The organism is Embleya sp. NPDC059213 (assembly GCF_042754445.1).
Taxonomy (GTDB): domain Bacteria; phylum Actinomycetota; class Actinomycetes; order Streptomycetales; family Streptomycetaceae; genus Embleya.
In genome coordinates this window covers 1-17,314 of sequence record NZ_JBHZAV010000064.1, presented here as the reverse complement: position 1 = coordinate 17,314, position 17,314 = coordinate 1, and the positions used below count along the sequence as shown (strand labels likewise).

Genomic DNA, 17,314 nt, shown 5'->3' with positions numbered 1-17,314 from the left:
TTTGCCGACCGACAGGTCGAGCTGCGTCGACTGAGAGGACGAGAACCACGTGGATGTGTATGAAGCGGTGGACGGCCGCCGGGCCGTGCGGGCGTTCAGCGACGAGCCGGTACCCCGGGAGGTTCTCGAACGAGTGTTGACCGCGGCAACGCGGGCTCCGTCGAGCGGGAACCTCCAGCCGTGGCATGCCTATGTCGTGGCGGGCGAGCCCTTGGCCGAACTGAAGAGGCGCGCGACGGCCAGGGCCCTGTCGGGCGACCCGGGCGACGAGCGGGAGTATCCGATGTACCCGGCCGAACTGACCTCGCCGTATACGGACCGCTTCGCCGCCGCGGCCGCCCAGCGCTACGAAGCGTTGGGCATCGAGCGCGACGACCCCGAAAGGCCCATGAAGATCGCCGCCTTGAACTCGCGGGCCTTCGGGGCGCCGGTCGTGCTGTTCTGCTACCTCGACGAGACGATGGGTCCCGGGCAGTGGGCGGACGCGGGGATGTACCTGCAGACGGTCATGCTGTTGCTGAGGGCGGAAGGGCTGCACAGCTGTCCGCAGGTGATGTGGACGATGTATCGCAAGACCGTCAACGAAATGGTCGGAGCCGACGAGGGGCTCGTGCTGTTCTGCGGTGTCTCCGTGGGATTCGAGAAGGAAGGCACGCCACGGCTGCGCACCGGGCGGGCGGACACGACCGAAACAGTGAGCTTCGTCGGAATGTGACCATCCGACGGTCGGGATCCGCAGGTGCATCGCCTTCGACGGATGCTGGTCGGCCGCACGCAACCGATCGCCCTGCGCGACGTCCGCGGACTCGGCCCACAGGCCGAGCAGGAGGCCATCACCTGGGCCGCACGCGCCCTGGTGGAGACGGCGATCAGGGAACAGCGGGCAGCCGGCCCGGAAGACGACACCGCCCCGCGCACCGGCCGGCACCGACCCCAACCGCGCGGGGCCGGCGACCCGAGGCCGGCACCGACGGCGAACGAACAGCCGACGCCGGCGACCGGGTTCGGCGTCCCCGACACGGGGCGACGTACAGGTGTACGCCGACGCTCACTGTCGGTCGGCGTCCGGGGCGAGCAATCGGTGCACGGCGCGCAGGGCGAACGAGGTGACCTCCGCGGGGTCGTCGCCCTGGTCGATCCTGCGGACGCACGCGTCGACGACCGCTTGGATCACCGCTGTGGTGAGTTCGGGCTGCGCCGTACCGAGTTCGGCGACCACGCCCTCCAGCGCCCTGTGCAGCGACCCGTGCAGATCCCTGACCCGCTGCCGGACGCGATCGGACAGCGAGCCGCGGGACAGCGACGCGCGCCGGCCGTGGGTACCGCGGGCCGCCTGCTCGACATTCGCCCGCACATACGCGGCGGCCCGGGCCCGGGGTGTGGCCTCGGCGGCGATGGCGTCCTCGACGACGGTGACCCAGGCGGGGAACTCGCGGGTCACGACGAGTTCGAGCAGGTCTTCGATGGAGTCGAAGTAGCGGTAGATGCTGTTGCGGGCGATACCGGCCCGCGCGGCGACCGCGCCGGCGGTGAGGTTCTCCACGCCGTCCTCGTTCAGGATCGCCTCGGCCGCGTCGATCAGCCGAGCGAGCCGCTTGGCCCGGTGCTCACGCACACTGCCGGCTTCGATCTTGGGCATTCTCCCCGCTCCGCCTCGGCCATTCGCTGTCCCCCGCGCCAATCTACCGCCGTATCCGGGGTGCCGAGAGAGCCCGTGCTAACTTGGCCGCAACTTAGCGACACCCCTGTCGCTAAGTTCTGTCCGTGCTTCCGGCCGAAGGCTTCCCGATGCAACCGATGTACTCCCGCATGCTCCGATGTCTCCTGGGATCAAGAAAACGTGCCGCCGTGGTGGTCGCGTTCTGGGTACTGATCGCGGGCCTCCTCGCCGGGGTCGCCCCCGCTCTGGAATCCGTCGAGGACAACGCCTCCGCCAACCTTCCGCCCGCCGCCTCGGATTCCATGAAGGCCCGCGCCCTCGTCCGTGCGCAGCTTCCGGGCCAGGACGCGACGCCGGCGATCATCGTGGTGCGCGGCGAGGGAACCGACGCCGCGGCAAGCGCCGGGGAGGCCGTCACTCGCATCACCTCGGCGCTCTCGGAATCCACCCGGCCCGACCATGTGGCGAGCGTGATCTCCACGGTGACCGCTCCCGACGCCGTAGCCGAACTGGTCTCGCAGGACCGCAGCGCCCAACTGGTCATCGTGCCCATGACCGGAAGCCCCTCGGACGAGTCCTTCCAGCACGCCGTCGACGAGGTACGCGCCCTCGCGGCCGACCGTGCGGGTCCCACCGAAGTCGCCGTGACCGGCCCCGCCGGGATCGCCACCGACACCGTGAAAGTCTTCAGCGGCGGCGACAAGGTCATGCTCCTGGCCACCATCCTGCTCGTCCTCGTCATCCTCCTGGCCGTCTACCGCTCACCCCTGATGGCCCTCGTGCCCCTCCTCGCCGTCGGCGTGGCCATGCGCGTGGCGGAGACGACCGGAGCACTCCTCGCGGACGCCGGGATCATCACGGTCAGCTCCCAAACCGCCTCGATCATGACCGTGCTGCTGTTCGGCGTGGGCACGGACTACGCGCTGATCATCACCGCCCGCTACCGCGAGGCCCTCCTCGACGAGACGGACCGTCCGCGCGCGATGCAGACCGCCGTGCGCCGAACGACCGAATCCGTCCTCGCCGGCGCCTTGACCATCGTGCTCGCCATGTTCGCCCTGCTCGTGGCCGTCTCCCCGGCGCTGCACGGCTTCGGGCCCTACCTCGCTCTCGGCGTGGCCGTCATGGCGCCGGTGGCGTTCACCTTCGTCCCCGCCCTGATCCTGCTGCTGGGCGGGAGCGTCTTCTGGCCCGGTGGCGCGACCAAAGCCGCCGAACGAAGCCGCGGCACGGGCGTCTGGCACCGCGTTGCCGCTCTCGTCGCCCGGGCCCCGGTCCGAGTGGGCATGGCCGTGGTCGCGCTGCTCGTGGTGATGAGTGCCGGGTTGCTCGGCTACCACGAGAGCTTCAACACGCTCGGCGGCTTCCGTGCCGCCACCGAGTCCGAGCGCGGGCAGCACCTCATCCAGGAGAAGTTCGGCCCGGGTGAGATCGCGCCCGGCACCGTCGTCGTCCGGTCCCGGGACGACCTGAGATCCGGCACCGCGCCCGCCGCCATCGCCGCCGCGCTCGCCGGCGTCGACGACGTCGGCAGGGTCGGACGGCACCCCCGCTTCGGGCCCGACGGCACAACGGTCTTCTACGACGTCGTCCTCAGCCTCGACCCGTACAGCTCGAAGGCACTCGACGCCATCGGTCCGCTCAAGGAGACCGCGCGGGCCGCGGCCGATGCCGCCGGCGTGACGGGCACCACGGTGTTCATCGCGGGAGAGACGGCACAGACCGCCGACATCCGCTCAGCCCTCGACCGCGACACGACCTTCATCGTGTTCCTGGTCCTCGCCATCGTCACAGCGGTCCTCATCCTCCTGCTGCGCTCGCTCCTCGCACCGCTCTACCTGGTGGCAACCCTCCTCCTGTCCTTTCTGGCCACCTTGGGCGCCACCACCTTCCTCACCGTCACCGTCCTGGGTGACGAAGGCATCGGCAACCGCGTCACCGCATACATCTTCGTCTTCCTCGTCGCACTCGGCGTCGACTACAACATCTTCATCATGAGCCGGTTCAAACAGGAGCTGCGCACCCTGCCCCCGGACAAGGCCATCAGCGCCGCCCTCACCCGCACCGGCGGCGTCGTCTCCTCCGCGGGCCTCATCCTTGCCGCGACCTTCGCCGTCCTGATGACCCAACCGATCCGCGAACTGTTCCAGTTCGGCTTCGCCATGGCCTTCGGCATCCTGCTGGACACCTTCCTCATCCGGCCGCTCCTGGTCCCCGCCATCGTCCGCCTTCTCGGTGACCACGCCCTGTGGCCCGCACGCCCCAGCCGCAAGACACCTCCCACGCCCGCCGTCGCCCCGCCCGCCGGCGGAACCACGATCCCGACCGGGCGCCTGCTGCGCGCCTTCACCCGGATCGCGGTCATCGAGGCATGCACCTGGGCCGGCCTGCTGATCGGGATGTACGTCAAGTACATCCCGAAGACCACCGAACTCGGCGTACGGATCCTCGGAACACTCCACGGAGCCGCCTTCATCGCCTACCTGCTCCTGACCGTTCTGGTGGCGATCCGGCTCAAGTGGCGGCTGGGCCGGACGACTCTCTTCGCCCTGCTCGCCGCCATACCTCCCTTCATGACCGTGGCATTCGAAACCTGGGCCCGCCGCACCGGCCGGCTCACCGAGCCGACCCCGGCCCCGCACCCCTCTCCCTCCGCATGACTCGACTGCCCGGATACAGCCCCCGGCGCCGCGCGGCGTCGGGGCTTCGGCCGACTCCCCCGCCACTCCCCGAAGGGGCCAGGACAGCGGCGACGTACCGATCTTCGGGAAGACCCTGTCGCAGCCCCCTCCGCCGGTTCGGACGTCCGTGTATCGAACGCGGTGCGCAGGCCGCGCGCCGTGGACGCCGCGGCGGCACGGACGAGGTGGGACTTCGTGTCCGGCTCGAACCGCCGTAGCTGTCGTTGCTGTCGAGGATCCGGGCCTGGGGAATGTCGTGACGAACCTCGGCAGGCATGGCGTCGCGCTTGGCGGTGACGGCCGATTGTGGGACCGCCTCGAGTTGGGCGATTCATTGTCCTCTCGGATACGACGACGCGGAGTCGGGCGGGGCCGGGTCGGTCGAGAAAGGCGCTTGCGGGCGGCGCGGACGTCGTGCCCGTGGCGGTCGGAGTCCCGAGCGCGGGTGAGCGCGGTGATCGCGGCGGCGCGCCGGCAAGTTCCGCCGAGGCCGCCGCGCTGGTCACTCCGAGACCGAGTGGGCGACGAACGCCTGGACCGCGCAAGCCAGTTCGTCCGATTCGATGTGCGGGAAGCGCGTGCGCGGTGGGCCGCGTCAGGGCCGGCTCGGGCGCGGCCGGACGGGCCCGGGGCCGGGCCGTGTTCCTTCGCGCCGCTCGACGAGGAGGGTGTTGAGTGCGGCGCGCAGAATCGCCGTGTCGACGTCGAGCAGAATCGGCAGCTTCACGGGCGGCAGCGGGCCGGCGGCGCCGCCGCGTTCGACCAGCACGTAGCTTTGCGGTGCCCGCCCCGCGGCGATCCCGGTCCGGAACTCGGCCACGTCCCCCCACGCCACGACGCGCCGCCCGCGGACCGCGATGCCGTCCGCGTCCACCCGCAGCCGCACGCGCGGCACGACCAGCCACACGATCCACACGACGACGGCCACCAGCGGCACCGCCACGACCGGAACGAGCACCTTCGGCATGTCCGGATTCGGACTCGCGAACGACCCCGCCATCGCCGCGAGCAACGGCACCGTGCAGCCGGCAATGGCCGCGAGGGCCTTCGTGGAGGTCCGCGCCTCGAACGCGCCGTCGCGCCGAACGCCGTCGACGACGCGACGCATCGCTTGCCATTCGTCCAGCGGGCTGCGCACCATGCGGCCACGCTAGCGGCACCCCTCAGACCTCCCCTCGTCCGCCCCCGCCCGCCCCCTTGCTCGCCGACTACGACGAGCACGTCGGCTGTTGCGGAAGGGGCACCGCGAACCCCTTCCTCATCTTCAGACCCGCCCCGAACAGTGCTCGCGTAGGGCGAACCCGCAGTGCGCGCGAGAGTAATCGCGGCGTCGCCCCGCCCACCCGCCACCCGGGCAGGGATGTCCGGGTCTCTCGGACTCGGTACACGCGGCGCCGCACCCGGTAGAGAGAACGAGGCTCCTGCCGTGTCGGGCAGTGCGGCCGCGCCGGGCGCGGGCGGGTGACGCCCGCGGCCCGGCGCCCCACGTCACGCCGCGCCGGGCACGATCATCTTCGCCAGTTGGGCCGCGGCGCCGATCACGACGCCACCGCCCAACGCGATCGACGCGACGCCCAACACGATTCGACGCTTCACACATGCGCGCACATCCGCCTCCGGGGTGGGGGTTCGACGACCGAGCGTGACGCGACCATCCTCGCGGGTCACGGTGATCGACTCAACCCGTCCAGGTTTCGAGTCGGGTGGCGACCTCCCGCACCCGGCCCAACCCCCACCACCGGGTCGGACAGCGCCACGCGACACCGCCGGGGGCGGAGGTCACCCGAAGGGGGCGACGACCACCACGTTCGGGCCGGCCTCGTAGGTCGGGATCGCGTCGGCGAGGGTGACGTCGCGGCGGTCCCGGTCGCCACGCACCGGTGAGGAGCCGTTGCCGTACGGGTCGGAACCGAGTGCGCTGTCGGCCGCACTATTGCTCTGCTGCCGGCGCGCGGCGGGGAGTTTCGCGATGTTGTTCTCGGCGCTGTCGGTGAACCGCACGCGATATCGGACCACCGCAGCAAAACCCAGGCCACGCAGCCAGGATCCAAAGTCCCAGATCCTGCAAATCCAATGGTCAACACATGATCAATCGACCGCTCTTCGTTCTCGCCTGCGCAGCCAGGTGTGACCGAACCGGCGGTTCGACCCGTCAAGACTCTGTGAGGTCGACGACGGAGCGGGGAGAAGGATGGGTTGGTTCCACAGGGAGCGCATCGGATTCGCCGAGTTCGCCGAGGCGAACCAGACCGTACTGCGCCGCACGGCCTTCCTGCTCTGCGGCGACTGGCATGCGGCCGAGGACCTCGCGCAGACCGCGTTGGAGAAGGTCTACGTCGTGTGGCCCAAGCTCGAGCGGCAGGAGCACCCGCAGGCCTACGCCAAGCGCGTCCTGATCAACGCGTTCCTGGATGGGCGCCGCCGCAAGAGCAGCGGCGAGATGACGGGCATAGACGCCGACGTGCTGGCCCGCACCCCCGCCCTCGTTCACGGCGACCCCGAACTGCGGCTCACCCTCGTCGGCGCGCTGCGCACCCTCGAACCACGCGACCGCGCCCTGCTGGTGCTGCGGTACTGGGAGGACCTGAGCGTCGAGGAGACCGCACGGCGGCTGGGTATGGGCGTGTCCGCCGTGAAGACCGGCACGATGCGCGCGCTCGCCAGGCTGCGCGAGCGCGTGCCGGAGCTGACCCGCGAGGCCGCTGCGGAGGGACAGCCGTGAGGAAACGGCGCACAACGGAATGGCCGGCGGCGGACACAGTGGCACACATGAGGGGAACCGACGTCGTGGAAGGGCAGGCAGTGGAGACCGAGGACCTGTTTCGCAGCGAACTGCGCGCCGAAGTGGACGAGTTGGTGATCCCGCCGGGCGCGGGGCTGGCTACCCGGGCGGCCGAGGGCGGCCGCCGCCGGGCGCGGCGGCGTGCGTTGGGGCAGACCGTTGGCGTGACCCTGGCGGTGGGAGTGATCGTGGCGGGCGGGCTGGGCGCGGCACAGCTGCGGACGAGTCCGGCGACCAAGGCGGGGCCCGCGGCGGATCCGTCGCCGTCCCGGATCGACGGACGGTTGGGGGGCGTGAACCCGGAACTGCCGGCGCAGCCGGTGGCACCGAATCCCCTCGCCGATCGGCTCGGTCCGATCATCAGGAACCTGCTGCCCGGGGGGGCGAAGCAGATCACGACCAACACCGCCGTCGACGGCGGCCTCTACGCGAAGGTCACCTGGGACACCGGCCAGGGCGTGGTCGAGGTGACCTTCCACATGGTGGGCAAGCGGTTCTTCGGGTGCACCATGGCCGACGGCAGGCCCAAGCCCAAGGAGAACAACTTCGGCGGCTGCCGCAACGCACCGGACGGAACGCTGCTCGGCACCTTCGAGAAGCCCTTTCCGGACAAGGGCATCGCCTGGAAGAGCGTCAACTACGTCACCGGGGAGACCATGGTCGAACTGAGCTACGGAAACGGCGAACTGTCGGACAACGGCAAGCCCACCCGCAGCACCTTGCCGCTGACCGACGAGCAGGCCCTGTCCATCCTGAGGAACCCGGCCTGGGCGCCGATCCTCGCAGCCTACGTCCCGCCGCCGCCCGCCGACCCCGTCACACCGCCCACCTTGGGCACGACGTGGTCCCCGATCGCCTCGTTCGGCCCGGCACAACAGTCCTGACCCGTCCCGCCCACGCCGGGGGCGGCCCCGCCGGTCCGGCCGGGGCCGCCCCGTGATCCGCCCGAGGCGCCCGGCAAGGTCCGCGCCTGCTTGCCGGGCGCCACCGAACGAAGAGGGACATCGGTACGGGGAGCGGTCGGACAAAGACCGGCGCGAGGCCACCCCCACCGACGCGGTCGCCCGAACGTCCGGCCCCGCTGCGGTCACGACCGCGCGCCCGGCGCCGGAAACGGTGACGACACGAGGCGGGGGTCGTCGTCGCCGCCCGGGGTGCCCGCGGAGGCGCAGTCGCGCAGGTCGCCGGGGTTCCCCAGGGGGCGTCACCCGATATCCGGCGGACGCTCCCGCCGTGATCGAGCGCTACCGCAAGGCCCGGGACCTGCCCGGCACCAGGGCGGTGATCGAGGCCGCGATGGACGCACGCCGGCTCGGCCACGGCCCCTTGCCGCGCCATGCCTTCCTCCAACACGCCGCCGAGGCCTGGTAGCGCTTGTCGTCCGCGCAGGATTCGAGGAGGGCGAGTGCGTAGTCCCCGCGGGCGAGGGCCGTCGCGCGCACGAAAGGGGCTGCCTGTTCGGCGTTCTCGGCCAGGGGTCCCGAAAACAACCGCAGGACGGGCTCACCGGCGCCGGCCGCATGCCGAGGAGCCGGGGCGACGTTGGTCGTCGCCCCGGCTGCTTCGCGCCTCTCGTGTCGAGACGGGATCGGTCGTCTTCGCCGGGCGGCCGTCCCGGCTTGACGTGTTCGGCTATTCGGGATTGCCCCGTCGGGATTCGGCCGCGGTGAGGAAGGCTCTCAGCGCGTCGTTGAACGGTCGGCCGATCCGCTGTACGGCGTGCGGGCTTCCCGGGAAGAGCCTGCGCTCGGCGTTCATGTGTGTCGCCAGCACGTCGCATACCGCTTCGAACGCGGGGGTTCCGCCGCCCGATACGACGAGCTTGGGGAAGGTGGTCCCGGCGAGCAACGGCAACGGAACTCCCGTGTCCCACGGCCGTTCCGTCTTCAGATTGTGTACGGCCTCCACGAACTCCGGGGGAAGCGGGCTCGGCAGCGAAAGCTTGACGCCGAGGGCCTCCAGGAATCCCGCCAGGAACGTCTCGTCGTCGGCCGAGACGTTCCGCTCCCAGTGCCGCATCAGTGCCTCGCGCAGCTCGTCGACCGCGGGATGGCCGATCCCGTTGGGCAGCGCGGGTGGTTCGATGACGGTGAGGGACCACACACGATCCGGGACCAGCGCCGCCGCCCGCATGGCCACGACACCGCCCATGGAGGTGCCCACGAGGTGGGCACCGGAACCGATCAGTTCCACGATCTCTTCGGCATCGCGATCGGGGTCGATGCGATCGGTGTGCGGGCTCGGACGGTAACCGCGTCGATAGGGCGCGATCACGGTCCATTCGTCCGCGAAGGCTTGCTGCTCCACGAATGCGGCGGCGGCGGAGTTCAGGCTGCCGTGAATCAGCAGGAGCCGGGGGCCGTGATCACCCCATCGCTCCGAGGCGAGCGTGTTCAACGACGTACTCCGTTCTGCTCAGGCACGCGGGCCGGCGGCGAAGACACCCGGGTCGATGTCGAGCCGGCGGGACTCGAATCGCCAACCGTCGGGCGTGCGGACCAGGGTGTCGCGGTAGATGCCCGTCGCGATGATGAACGGCGACTGCACGACCTGGAGTTTGACCACGACGCTGTACATCTCGGCCCGCTCGGCGTCGCCTTCGATCACGTGATTGACGCCCAGGTGTCGCGCGCCGTCCTCCTTGCCCGCCGCGATGTGACCGCGGAGGAACTCCTTGATGGACGTGTGGCCCTGGAAGGTCCCGTAGTTCGCGACGAACGTTCCGTCGGGGATCCAACACTGTGCCCAGGCATCGACGTCGTGCGCGTCGAGGTATTTGAACTGCCGGGCGGCGAGCTCTTGGATCGCCAGCTTGTCTTCCACTGTCAGAGGCATGTCTGTTCGCCTTCGCAGGGGCGCCGCGGGGCGGCGCTTGTCGGTTGCGGATCGGGGGCTGCGACCCGTGGGGGCAGCCCGGATTGCGGCGGCGTCCGCCGTTCGGCCGTTCGGGGCGATCAGGCCCCGAGAGCGTCGGGCCGAGTGGGGTTCAGAAGTACCAGGGCACCTGGGCGTGCCCGCGGTCGACGAGGTCGCCGAAGCGTCCACCGAGGAAGGCCAGCGGTTCGCCGGCGCGCTCGCAGGTGTCCAGGACGCGGCCGACGACCACGATGTGGTCTCCGGCGACGAAGTGGCGCTCCACGTCGCATTCCAGGTGGGCGAGGGCATCCGGGATCACCGGTACGTGGTGCCTTCCGTAGGCGGGTTCGAGGCCGGCGAAGTGGTCCTCGGCGCGCCGGGCGAAGCGCATCGCGATCGGTTCCTGACGCGACGACAGGATGCTGACGGCGAATCGACCCGAAGCGGTGATCGCGTCGGTGCTGCGCGCGCCGATGTTGAGGCAGACCAGCAGCAGCGGCGGGTCCAGGGACACCGAGGTCAGCGAGTTGACCGTCATCCCGTGCGGCGTGCCGTCGGGAGCGTAGGTCGTGACCACCGCCACCCCGGTGGCGAAACGGCCCATGGTCCGGCGCATCGTCTGCGGGTCCACGGACGCGAGGGTGGAAGCCATGTCGTTGTCTCCGATGCTCAGGCGCGGTAGCGCACTTCGAAGGTGACCACGCCCTCGTCGGTTCGCCAGGGCCCGTGCGGCATGCCCGGCGGGCGGCAGGCGTACATGCCGGCGGTGAATGTGCGGCCCAGGGTGATGTCGGTGAACGAGCCCTCCAGGATGTACACCTCTTCCCAGAAGTCGTGGCGCTGCACGCCCATCGGGGTGGAATCGGCGCCCGGCGCGTAGCGCAGGATTCGGGTCGCGACCCCGGTGGCGGGGTCCTTGGCCAGGACTCGTTCGGTGATCGCCGGGTCGTCGCCCGGACACAGGGTGAACTCGATGTCGGAGACGGGGAAGAACTCGCGTTCGGGCTTGCTCACTTGGTCACGCTCCTGTGGTTTCACACGGTGCTCTCGACGTGGTAGCTCGCCAGGAAGGCGTCCACCGCGGCGAGTGGCGCGTCGAAGTCGTAGTTGCGGTAGGCGTAGCCCTTCACCACGAACGGTGCGCCCGCGTAGAAGAGTTCGTACTGGTGGTGGCGCCCGGCGAACTCGCTGCCGACGGCGTCCCAGACCAGCTTGAAGAGCTTGACCCGCTCCTCGGCCGTGGCACCGGGGCTCTGGATGTAGCGATCGATGTCGGCGCGCGTTTCGGGATTGGTCATGTCGGCGATGCCGGAGGGCACTTGGAGCACTCCCCCGCCGACGAGGTCGCGCAGGATCGCCAGCACGCGTGGGTACAGTTCCGACTGCATACCCATCGCCCCGTAGACGGCCCGGGAGCCGGGGCGCCACATGCCCTGCTCGTCGGGCTCGGCGGTGTATTCGGCGGCGAGGACCGCGGACTCGGCGAGCGAGACCAGGCTCGCGAGTTCACCGAGTTTCTCGACGACGCCCGGGAAACGATCGACTCCGTTGACGGCGGCCACCTTGCGGGCCAGGCCGGCCAGGAACTGGAGCTTGACGCTCAGTCGGATCTGGGCCTGCCAGTTGCCCAGCACGTGGGCGCCGGTGTCGAAGAACTGGCGTCGCAGTCCGGGGACATCGCGGTAGACGAACACCTGCTCCCACGGGATGAACACATCGTCGAAGACCAACAGTGCGTCGGTCTCGTCGTAGCGCGTGGTCAGCGGGTAGTCGTAGGCGCTGGTGGCGGCCGGCGCGTAGGGGCGTCGACAGTACAGCTTCAGGCCCTGGGCGCCGACGGGCACCGCGAAGCTCAGCGCGAAGTCGGTGTCCTCGGGGCCGAGCGGTTTGATGCACGACACCAGGATCTCGTCGGCGACCGCGCCGCCGGTGGCCAGCATCTGCGCGCCGCGCACCACGATGCCGTCGGGACGCTCCTCTGCCACGCCGACCTGGACCAACTCGCCTTCCCAGGCGTGTGCGGTGGTCGCCCGGGAGACCTGCGGCGGGATGATCGCGTAGGACACGTACAGATTCTCGGCGGCGACCCGGCGTCGGTAGGCGACGATGTTGGCGGCCAGATCGCGCTCGCCGCTCGCGAACGCCTCCGGGTGGGCCCCGAACGCGGCGACGAACGCACCGACATGGTCGGGGCTGCGTCCGACCCAGCCGTGGGTGTGTCTGGCCCAGCGGGTCGCGGCGGTGCGGTAGGCGGTGAGTTCGTCCCGGCTTCGCGGGGCCGTGAACAGCAGGTTGATCGGCTCGCCGGTCTCCGGGTCGGGGCGGGTGAAGCCGGATTCGGGGTCGGCGGCGATGTCGAAGAGTTCGGCGATCGTCGTCGCGATGGGGGTGAAGGCCGGGTGGTGGGCGACGTCCGCGACGACCTCGCCGTCGACGTGGACACGACGGTCGTCCTTGAGAGAGGCCAGGTATTCGGCTCCGGTGCGCATCACGAACTCCTCTGGTGCACGGTGTAGTCATGGGTCAGGGAGGGCCCGCCGGGCAGTTCGATGGACAGCAGCCAGCGGGAGCCGTACACGAAGTCGCCGGTGAGCAGGGGCAGGGTGCCGCAGAACAACACCAGGTCACCGGCGACGTCGCCGATGGCCGCGGTCATCCGGTGGAGCAGTTCGCGGGGGTGGCGCAGCGCGGACAGTGGTCCGTGCTGATAGGGGCGACCGTCGATCGCGGATTCGGCGGTCAGCTGTTCCCAGTTCGGTGGGCGGGTGCCGGCGTCGAGTTCGATCACGTCGGTGCCCAGCGGCTTGGGGCAGGCGGCCTTGGACGAGGTGATGTCCAGGCGTTCGCGTTCGCGATCGGTATGGTCCGAGCCGACCGCCAGGAATAGGCGGCCTCGGTGGCGGATGACCACGGGTTCCACCTCGCCCGAGGTCGCCTCGCCGTCCACCGCGACGGTTCGTTCGGTGGTGAGCAGGGACGGGTCGAGATCGTAGAAGGCCGGCACGGTCGCGGGTGGCGGGATGCCGATGGCCGCGAGTTCCTCGATGTGGCGTCGTGCGGCGGCCTCGTCGCGCGCGGTGTAGCCCGCCACGACCAGGCGCGCCGGCCGCACGTCCAGGTATTCGTCGGTGTCGACCACGCGCATACGCAGCGGTGGTATCGAAGTGCTCACAAGTGGTTCCTTAGCGTGGGTCCGGCGCGCTCCCCCGGGGTGGAAACGACGAGATGGGGCGACGGTCGGCGAGGACCGGGAACTGGGCGCGTACCCGGTCGACGTCGGCGGGGTCGGCGTCGCAGAAGGTGACGCCCTCCTCGGTGCCGGCCTCGACCAGGACGCGGCCCCAGGCGTCGACGACACGGCTGTGTCCACCGAGTTCGACGCCGCCGTCCTGGACGCCGACCGCGTTGCAGGCGATCACGAGCAGTTGTTGTTCGACGGCTCGGCAGGAGGTGAACAGTTGCCAGTGCTCGCGGCGGGCGGCGGGCCAGGCGGCGGGTACGACGGCGATGCGGGCCCCTCGGTCGACCAGGTCGCGCCACAGTTCGGGGAAGCGCAGGTCGTAGCAGGTGGTGGCGCCCAGGCGCCCGAGGGCGGTGCCGGCCACGTCGATCCGGTCGCCGGGGGTGAGCAGTTCGGCCTCGCGGGAGGCGTGGCCGAAGACGTGGATCTTGCGGTAGGTGTGCGCGATCAGCCCGTCCGGGGTGATCAGGGCGGCGGTGTTGAACAGTCGGCCGTCGTCGTCGCGCTGGACGAAGCTGCCCAGGTGCACGTGCGCGTCCAGCGCCCGGGCCCAGGCGCGGGCCGCGGTGACCGTGGGACCGTTCAGCGGCTCGGCGTGTTCGGCGTAGGACTCGAAGCCGAAGTAGCCGGCCGCCCACAGTTCGGGGAGCACGACCAGGTCGGCCCCGCGGGCCTGTTCGACCATCGAGCCCACCCGCTCGCGGCGGGCTCGGGGCGTTTCGGTCGGCGGGCTGGCGACCTGGACCAGGGCGATCCTCATCACGCCCCCAGGGAGTCGTCGGAGCCCCGGCGGGCGACTTCGGGCAGGTGCAGCGCGGCGAGCGTGCTGCCCAGGTGGGTCCCCAGTGCCTGGGCCGCCCGGTCCGGATCACCGGTGCGCAGAGCGGACACGATCGCCGCGTGCTCGGCCAAGACCTTGCGGAAACGGCCCTCGTCGCCGACGACGGCACGCAGACCCATCCGGACCTGGCGCTCGCGCAACGCCTCGTAGAAGTCGGCGAGGACCGGGTTGCCGGCCTGCCGCACGATCGCGCCGTGGAAGGCCCGGTCGCAGTCGATGAATCCCACCGCGTCGTCGACCAGGCCCTCCTGGGCGGCCACGAGGGCGTCGAGCTCGTCCAGGAACGCTTCGCCGGCCGGGACCACGCGCCGCATGCTCCAGTCCTCGATCAGTTCGCGGGCTTCCATCACGGTGCGTACCTCCGCGTCCGAGATGGGCGGTACGAAGGCGCCCTTCTTCGGCATGATCTGCACGAATCCCTCGGTTTCCAGGCGCAGCAACGCCTCGCGCACCGGAGTTCGCGACGTGCCCGCCGCCTGGGCGACCTCGGACTCGATCAGGAAGGTTCCCCCGTCCCGAGGCAGGGCGGAGATGTGCTTCTTGAGCCATCGATAGGTGATGTCCTGGGCGGATCCACCGCCGGCGGGCTTTCGTACGCTGCTCATGAACACAATGTATACAACGCGCATACCAACGACAAGAGGTTCGCGTCGGCGACTCCGGTGAACGTCGCGGGCAGCCCGGAGGTCGTGGTGTTCTCGGCGTACGTCACGCGCGGGCCGACGATCGGATCGTCGATCGGGCGACCTGCTCGACGGGGGCGGGTCCACCCACGACGAGAGCCCGGGCGCGGCCTGATCTCGCGCGCCCTTCGCAACGAGTTCGAGCCCGTGCGTGCCGCCGGCACCCGATCCCCCGAAGGACGCGTCGGGATGCCGACGGGCAGTTCACGTCGTTCACCGTGCACGATCAGTTCGACCCGTAGTCCGGCCGCCGCCGCGTCATCGACGGCGGCGAGCGTGGGCGCCGGGGCCAGGTCGGCGCTCTGCGGGGTATCGCTCCCCTCTCGCAGGATGCCGAGCAGGCGGCGCATCTCGCGCAGCGCGGTGCGCCCGGTGGCCTCGATCGAGCCGAGCGCGCAGCGCCTCCTCGGGCCGCTCGGGCCCCGACGAGGTGCGCGACGCCGGCCTGCACGGTGATCAGGCTCATGCTGTGCGCGACCACGTCGTGCAACTCGCGGGCCATCCGCAGCCGTTCCTCCGCCGCGTCCGCCGCGGCCCGCCGCTCGGCGTCGTGGGCCGCGGTTTCATGTCGGCCCGGGCCTTGAGTGTGGCCGGGTGAGCGCTGGGGTGTTCGAAGTCGTTGTTCCCGCATTCCCCTGGTTCGCCGGGCGGGCGGCGTGGAGGGCGCGCGGCGGGGGCGTCCGGCACGCCGCGCGATCGCGGAGTCTCCCGGTGTCGGGCGCCGCCCCTCTTGGTAGTCGAGGTCGGCGGGCTGCTTTCCGGGAGTGGGCCCGGTCGAGGACGGGCGGCAGTGGTCGGCACGAAGCCCCGGGGCCGCCTTGGCGAGGCCGCGGGGCTTCGTCGTGCTCAGCGCGTGGCGGCGGGCTCCGGGAGCCGTCGCGACGTGTTCATCTCCTCGGTGGTGGCGACCAGCGGGGCCAGTTCGGGGTTCTTGGCGGCCTCGTCCAGTGCCTCCCGGAGGGCGGCCTCGTTGGTCGGCCTGGCCGCTTCCAGGAGTTCCAGGCCCGGCCCGGTCACATCGGTGTAGATGCCGCGGCGGTCGGTCGCGCAGAGGTAGCGCGAGAGCAGGCCGCGGTCCTCCAGCCGGGTGACCAGGCGCGTGGTGGCGCTCTGGCTGAGCACCACCGCGTCGGCGACCTGCTTCATCTGCAGGTGCCCGCCCTCGCCGTCGTGCTGGCGGCCGAGCACGTCCAGCAGCGAGTACTCGCGCACGCTCAGGTCGTGCTCGGCCTGGAGCGCGCGCTCGATGCGCGCCTCGATCCGGCCGGCCAGGAGGTAGAGGGCGGCCCATCCGTTGGCGAGGGCGGTCAGCGCGGGGTCCGTGGCGGTCATGGGCGAGGCTCCTTCCGGGTAGGGCGCCTCCAGAATAAGCCCTTACGCAAATATCGGCCAGTGCATGTATCCCGCTCATACAAGTATTAGCCTCCAGGCGGCCCGGATGCGCGGTCCGCCGCCCGTCCGGAGAATCGTCCTTACCTGGCCCCCAGGAATCCCCCCTGCACCCGCGCGGCGATCGCCGCCGCACAGGGCTCGGAACGAAGGGAATCGTCATGGCCGTTTCCAGCACCCCGATGAACCTCACCCGGGCGGCCCACGTCGGGATCTCGGTGTCGGACCTGGACGCCTCGATCGCGTTCTATCAGGCCCTCACCGGGCGCGAGCCCGTCGCCTCGGGAACCATGCACAGCGTGCCGTTCGGCGGGTCGCAGGGCCTGTCCACCGCGGAGCTGCGCTACGCCACGATCAACCTCGACAACAGCCTCGGCATCGACCTCATCGAGTTCCGCAACCCGCCCGGCGAGCCGACCCGGGGCGCCGCCAACCGTCCGGGCTCGATGCACCTGTGTCTGCGGGTGGACGACTTCGACGCGGTGTACCGGCGGATGAAGGACGCGGGCTACGGCTTCCTCGGCGACGACTACACGTTCATCGCGGGTGAGGTGACGCCCGAGGCGGCGCTCGGCACCAGGGTCGCCTACTTCAACGACCCGGACGGCACCAACCTGGAGATCATCCGGCCCGAGGGCGGCTTCGCCGCCTGAAGCGCCCGACCGGCGCGGGTGGGATCCGGACCGACACGATCCCGGACCCCACCCGCGTTCGCATGCCCACCGCCATCGCCCACCATCAGCTATAGGCGAATGCCCGCATTTGCATTAGCCAGCGCATGCAATTATTGTCGGAGCACGTAAGGCGCAACAGCAATCGTATGGAGGGTGGCACACCATGCCTCTCGCGCTCCTGGCCTTGGCCATCGGGGCCTTCGGGATCGGCACCACCGAGTTCGTGATCATGGGCCTGCTGCCCGAGATCGCCGCCGACTACGGGGTGTCCATCCCCTCCGCCGGGCTCCTGGTCACCGGTTACGCGATCGGCGTCGTCATCGGCGCCCCGCTGATGACGGTGCTCGGCACCCGGATCGGCCGCAAGACGATGCTCATGGTCCTCATGGGCCTGTTCGTGGCGGGAAACCTGCTCTCCGCCGTGGCACCGACCATGGGCGTGATGCTCGCCGGCCGCATCGTGGCCTCCCTCGCCCACGGCGCGTTCTTCGGCATCGGCTCGGTGGT

Annotated in this window: 20 protein-coding genes; 7 read left to right on the top strand and 13 right to left on the bottom strand. The window is 70.6% G+C overall.

Going from position 1 to position 17,314, the window contains the following annotated elements:
- Positions 1–49: 49 nt before the first annotated feature.
- Positions 50–715 (top strand): nitroreductase, encoded by a 666-nt coding sequence (locus tag ACFXMF_RS23475; protein ID WP_379991404.1) that lies wholly within the window; start codon positions 50–52, stop codon positions 713–715.
- Between the two features lie 333 nt (positions 716–1,048).
- Here ACFXMF_RS23475 and ACFXMF_RS23470 read toward each other — a convergent pair whose 3' ends face one another.
- Positions 1,049–1,639 (bottom strand): TetR/AcrR family transcriptional regulator, encoded by a 591-nt coding sequence (locus tag ACFXMF_RS23470; RefSeq protein ID WP_379991403.1) that lies wholly within the window; start codon positions 1,637–1,639, stop codon positions 1,049–1,051.
- 170 nt (positions 1,640–1,809) lie between these two features.
- Here ACFXMF_RS23470 and ACFXMF_RS23465 point away from each other — a divergent pair, with 170 nt between their 5' ends.
- Positions 1,810–4,320, top strand: coding sequence for an MMPL family transporter (locus ACFXMF_RS23465; RefSeq protein WP_380020758.1), 2,511 nt, complete (start codon positions 1,810–1,812; stop codon positions 4,318–4,320).
- A 616-nt stretch (positions 4,321–4,936) separates the two neighbouring features.
- Here the strand turns inward: ACFXMF_RS23465 and ACFXMF_RS23460 are convergent.
- Positions 4,937–5,482: a hypothetical protein gene (locus ACFXMF_RS23460; protein WP_379991401.1), complete on the bottom strand. Its 546-nt coding sequence runs from the start codon at positions 5,480–5,482 to the stop codon at positions 4,937–4,939.
- 638 nt (positions 5,483–6,120) lie between these two features.
- Positions 6,121–6,357 (bottom strand): hypothetical protein, encoded by a 237-nt coding sequence (locus tag ACFXMF_RS23455; protein WP_379992850.1) that lies wholly within the window; start codon positions 6,355–6,357, stop codon positions 6,121–6,123.
- A gap of 175 nt (positions 6,358–6,532) precedes the next feature.
- Between ACFXMF_RS23455 and ACFXMF_RS23450 the strand changes: the two genes are divergently transcribed.
- From ACFXMF_RS23450 to ACFXMF_RS23440, 3 genes are all read left to right on the top strand, one after another.
- Positions 6,533–7,063 (top strand): SigE family RNA polymerase sigma factor, encoded by a 531-nt coding sequence (locus tag ACFXMF_RS23450; RefSeq protein ID WP_360317930.1) that lies wholly within the window; start codon positions 6,533–6,535, stop codon positions 7,061–7,063.
- A 47-nt stretch (positions 7,064–7,110) separates the two neighbouring features.
- Entirely contained in the window at positions 7,111–8,007 is an 897-nt protein-coding gene (locus ACFXMF_RS23445; RefSeq protein WP_379992851.1) for a hypothetical protein, read from the top strand.
- 349 nt (positions 8,008–8,356) lie between these two features.
- Entirely contained in the window at positions 8,357–8,494 is a 138-nt protein-coding gene (locus ACFXMF_RS23440) for a hypothetical protein (protein ID WP_360317934.1), read from the top strand.
- Between the two features lie 261 nt (positions 8,495–8,755).
- On the opposite strand, the gene ACFXMF_RS23435 is transcribed toward ACFXMF_RS23440, so the two are convergent.
- The 10 genes from ACFXMF_RS23435 to ACFXMF_RS23390 all read right to left on the bottom strand — a co-directional run bounded on the left by ACFXMF_RS23435 (position 8,756) and on the right by ACFXMF_RS23390 (position 16,076).
- Positions 8,756–9,520 carry an alpha/beta fold hydrolase gene (locus tag ACFXMF_RS23435; protein WP_379992371.1) on the bottom strand — a complete coding sequence of 255 codons (765 nt, stop codon included), beginning with the start codon at positions 9,518–9,520 and terminating at the stop codon, positions 8,756–8,758.
- An 18-nt stretch (positions 9,521–9,538) separates the two neighbouring features.
- Complete coding sequence (locus tag ACFXMF_RS23430; protein WP_379992369.1) at positions 9,539–9,958, bottom strand: nuclear transport factor 2 family protein; 420 nt, start codon at positions 9,956–9,958, stop codon at positions 9,539–9,541.
- A gap of 151 nt (positions 9,959–10,109) precedes the next feature.
- Positions 10,110–10,631 carry a flavin reductase family protein gene (locus tag ACFXMF_RS23425; RefSeq protein ID WP_360317940.1) on the bottom strand — a complete coding sequence of 174 codons (522 nt, stop codon included), beginning with the start codon at positions 10,629–10,631 and terminating at the stop codon, positions 10,110–10,112.
- Positions 10,632–10,648: 17 nt separating this feature from the next.
- On the bottom strand, positions 10,649–10,993 hold the full coding sequence (locus ACFXMF_RS23420; protein ID WP_379992368.1) for a cupin domain-containing protein: 345 nt from the start codon (positions 10,991–10,993) through the stop codon (positions 10,649–10,651).
- A 20-nt stretch (positions 10,994–11,013) separates the two neighbouring features.
- Entirely contained in the window at positions 11,014–12,468 is a 1,455-nt protein-coding gene (locus ACFXMF_RS23415; RefSeq protein ID WP_360317946.1) for a 4-hydroxyphenylacetate 3-hydroxylase N-terminal domain-containing protein, read from the bottom strand.
- Positions 12,468–13,151, bottom strand: a complete 684-nt coding sequence (locus ACFXMF_RS23410) for a DUF2848 family protein (protein WP_360317949.1) — start codon at positions 13,149–13,151, stop codon at positions 12,468–12,470. The genes ACFXMF_RS23415 and ACFXMF_RS23410 overlap by 1 nt, the downstream gene beginning before the upstream one ends.
- A gap of 10 nt (positions 13,152–13,161) precedes the next feature.
- Positions 13,162–13,980, bottom strand: a complete 819-nt coding sequence (locus ACFXMF_RS23405) for a nitrilase-related carbon-nitrogen hydrolase (RefSeq protein ID WP_360317952.1) — start codon at positions 13,978–13,980, stop codon at positions 13,162–13,164.
- Entirely contained in the window at positions 13,980–14,666 is a 687-nt protein-coding gene (locus ACFXMF_RS23400; protein ID WP_360317955.1) for a GntR family transcriptional regulator, read from the bottom strand. Before ACFXMF_RS23400 ends, ACFXMF_RS23405 begins: the two co-directional genes overlap by 1 nt.
- A 304-nt stretch (positions 14,667–14,970) precedes the next feature.
- Complete coding sequence (locus ACFXMF_RS23395; protein ID WP_379992372.1) at positions 14,971–15,246, bottom strand: histidine kinase dimerization/phosphoacceptor domain-containing protein; 276 nt, start codon at positions 15,244–15,246, stop codon at positions 14,971–14,973.
- Positions 15,247–15,590: 344 nt separating this feature from the next.
- On the bottom strand, positions 15,591–16,076 hold the full coding sequence (locus ACFXMF_RS23390) for a MarR family winged helix-turn-helix transcriptional regulator (protein WP_379992660.1): 486 nt from the start codon (positions 16,074–16,076) through the stop codon (positions 15,591–15,593).
- Positions 16,077–16,294: 218 nt separating this feature from the next.
- Here ACFXMF_RS23390 and ACFXMF_RS23385 point away from each other — a divergent pair, with 218 nt between their 5' ends.
- Both ACFXMF_RS23385 and ACFXMF_RS23380 read left to right on the top strand, forming a co-directional pair.
- Positions 16,295–16,786, top strand: coding sequence for a VOC family protein (locus ACFXMF_RS23385; RefSeq protein ID WP_379992661.1), 492 nt, complete (start codon positions 16,295–16,297; stop codon positions 16,784–16,786).
- Between the two features lie 184 nt (positions 16,787–16,970).
- Positions 16,971–17,314: MFS transporter (locus ACFXMF_RS23380; protein ID WP_380020756.1), on the top strand; the 344-nt coding region annotated here is incomplete at its 3' end.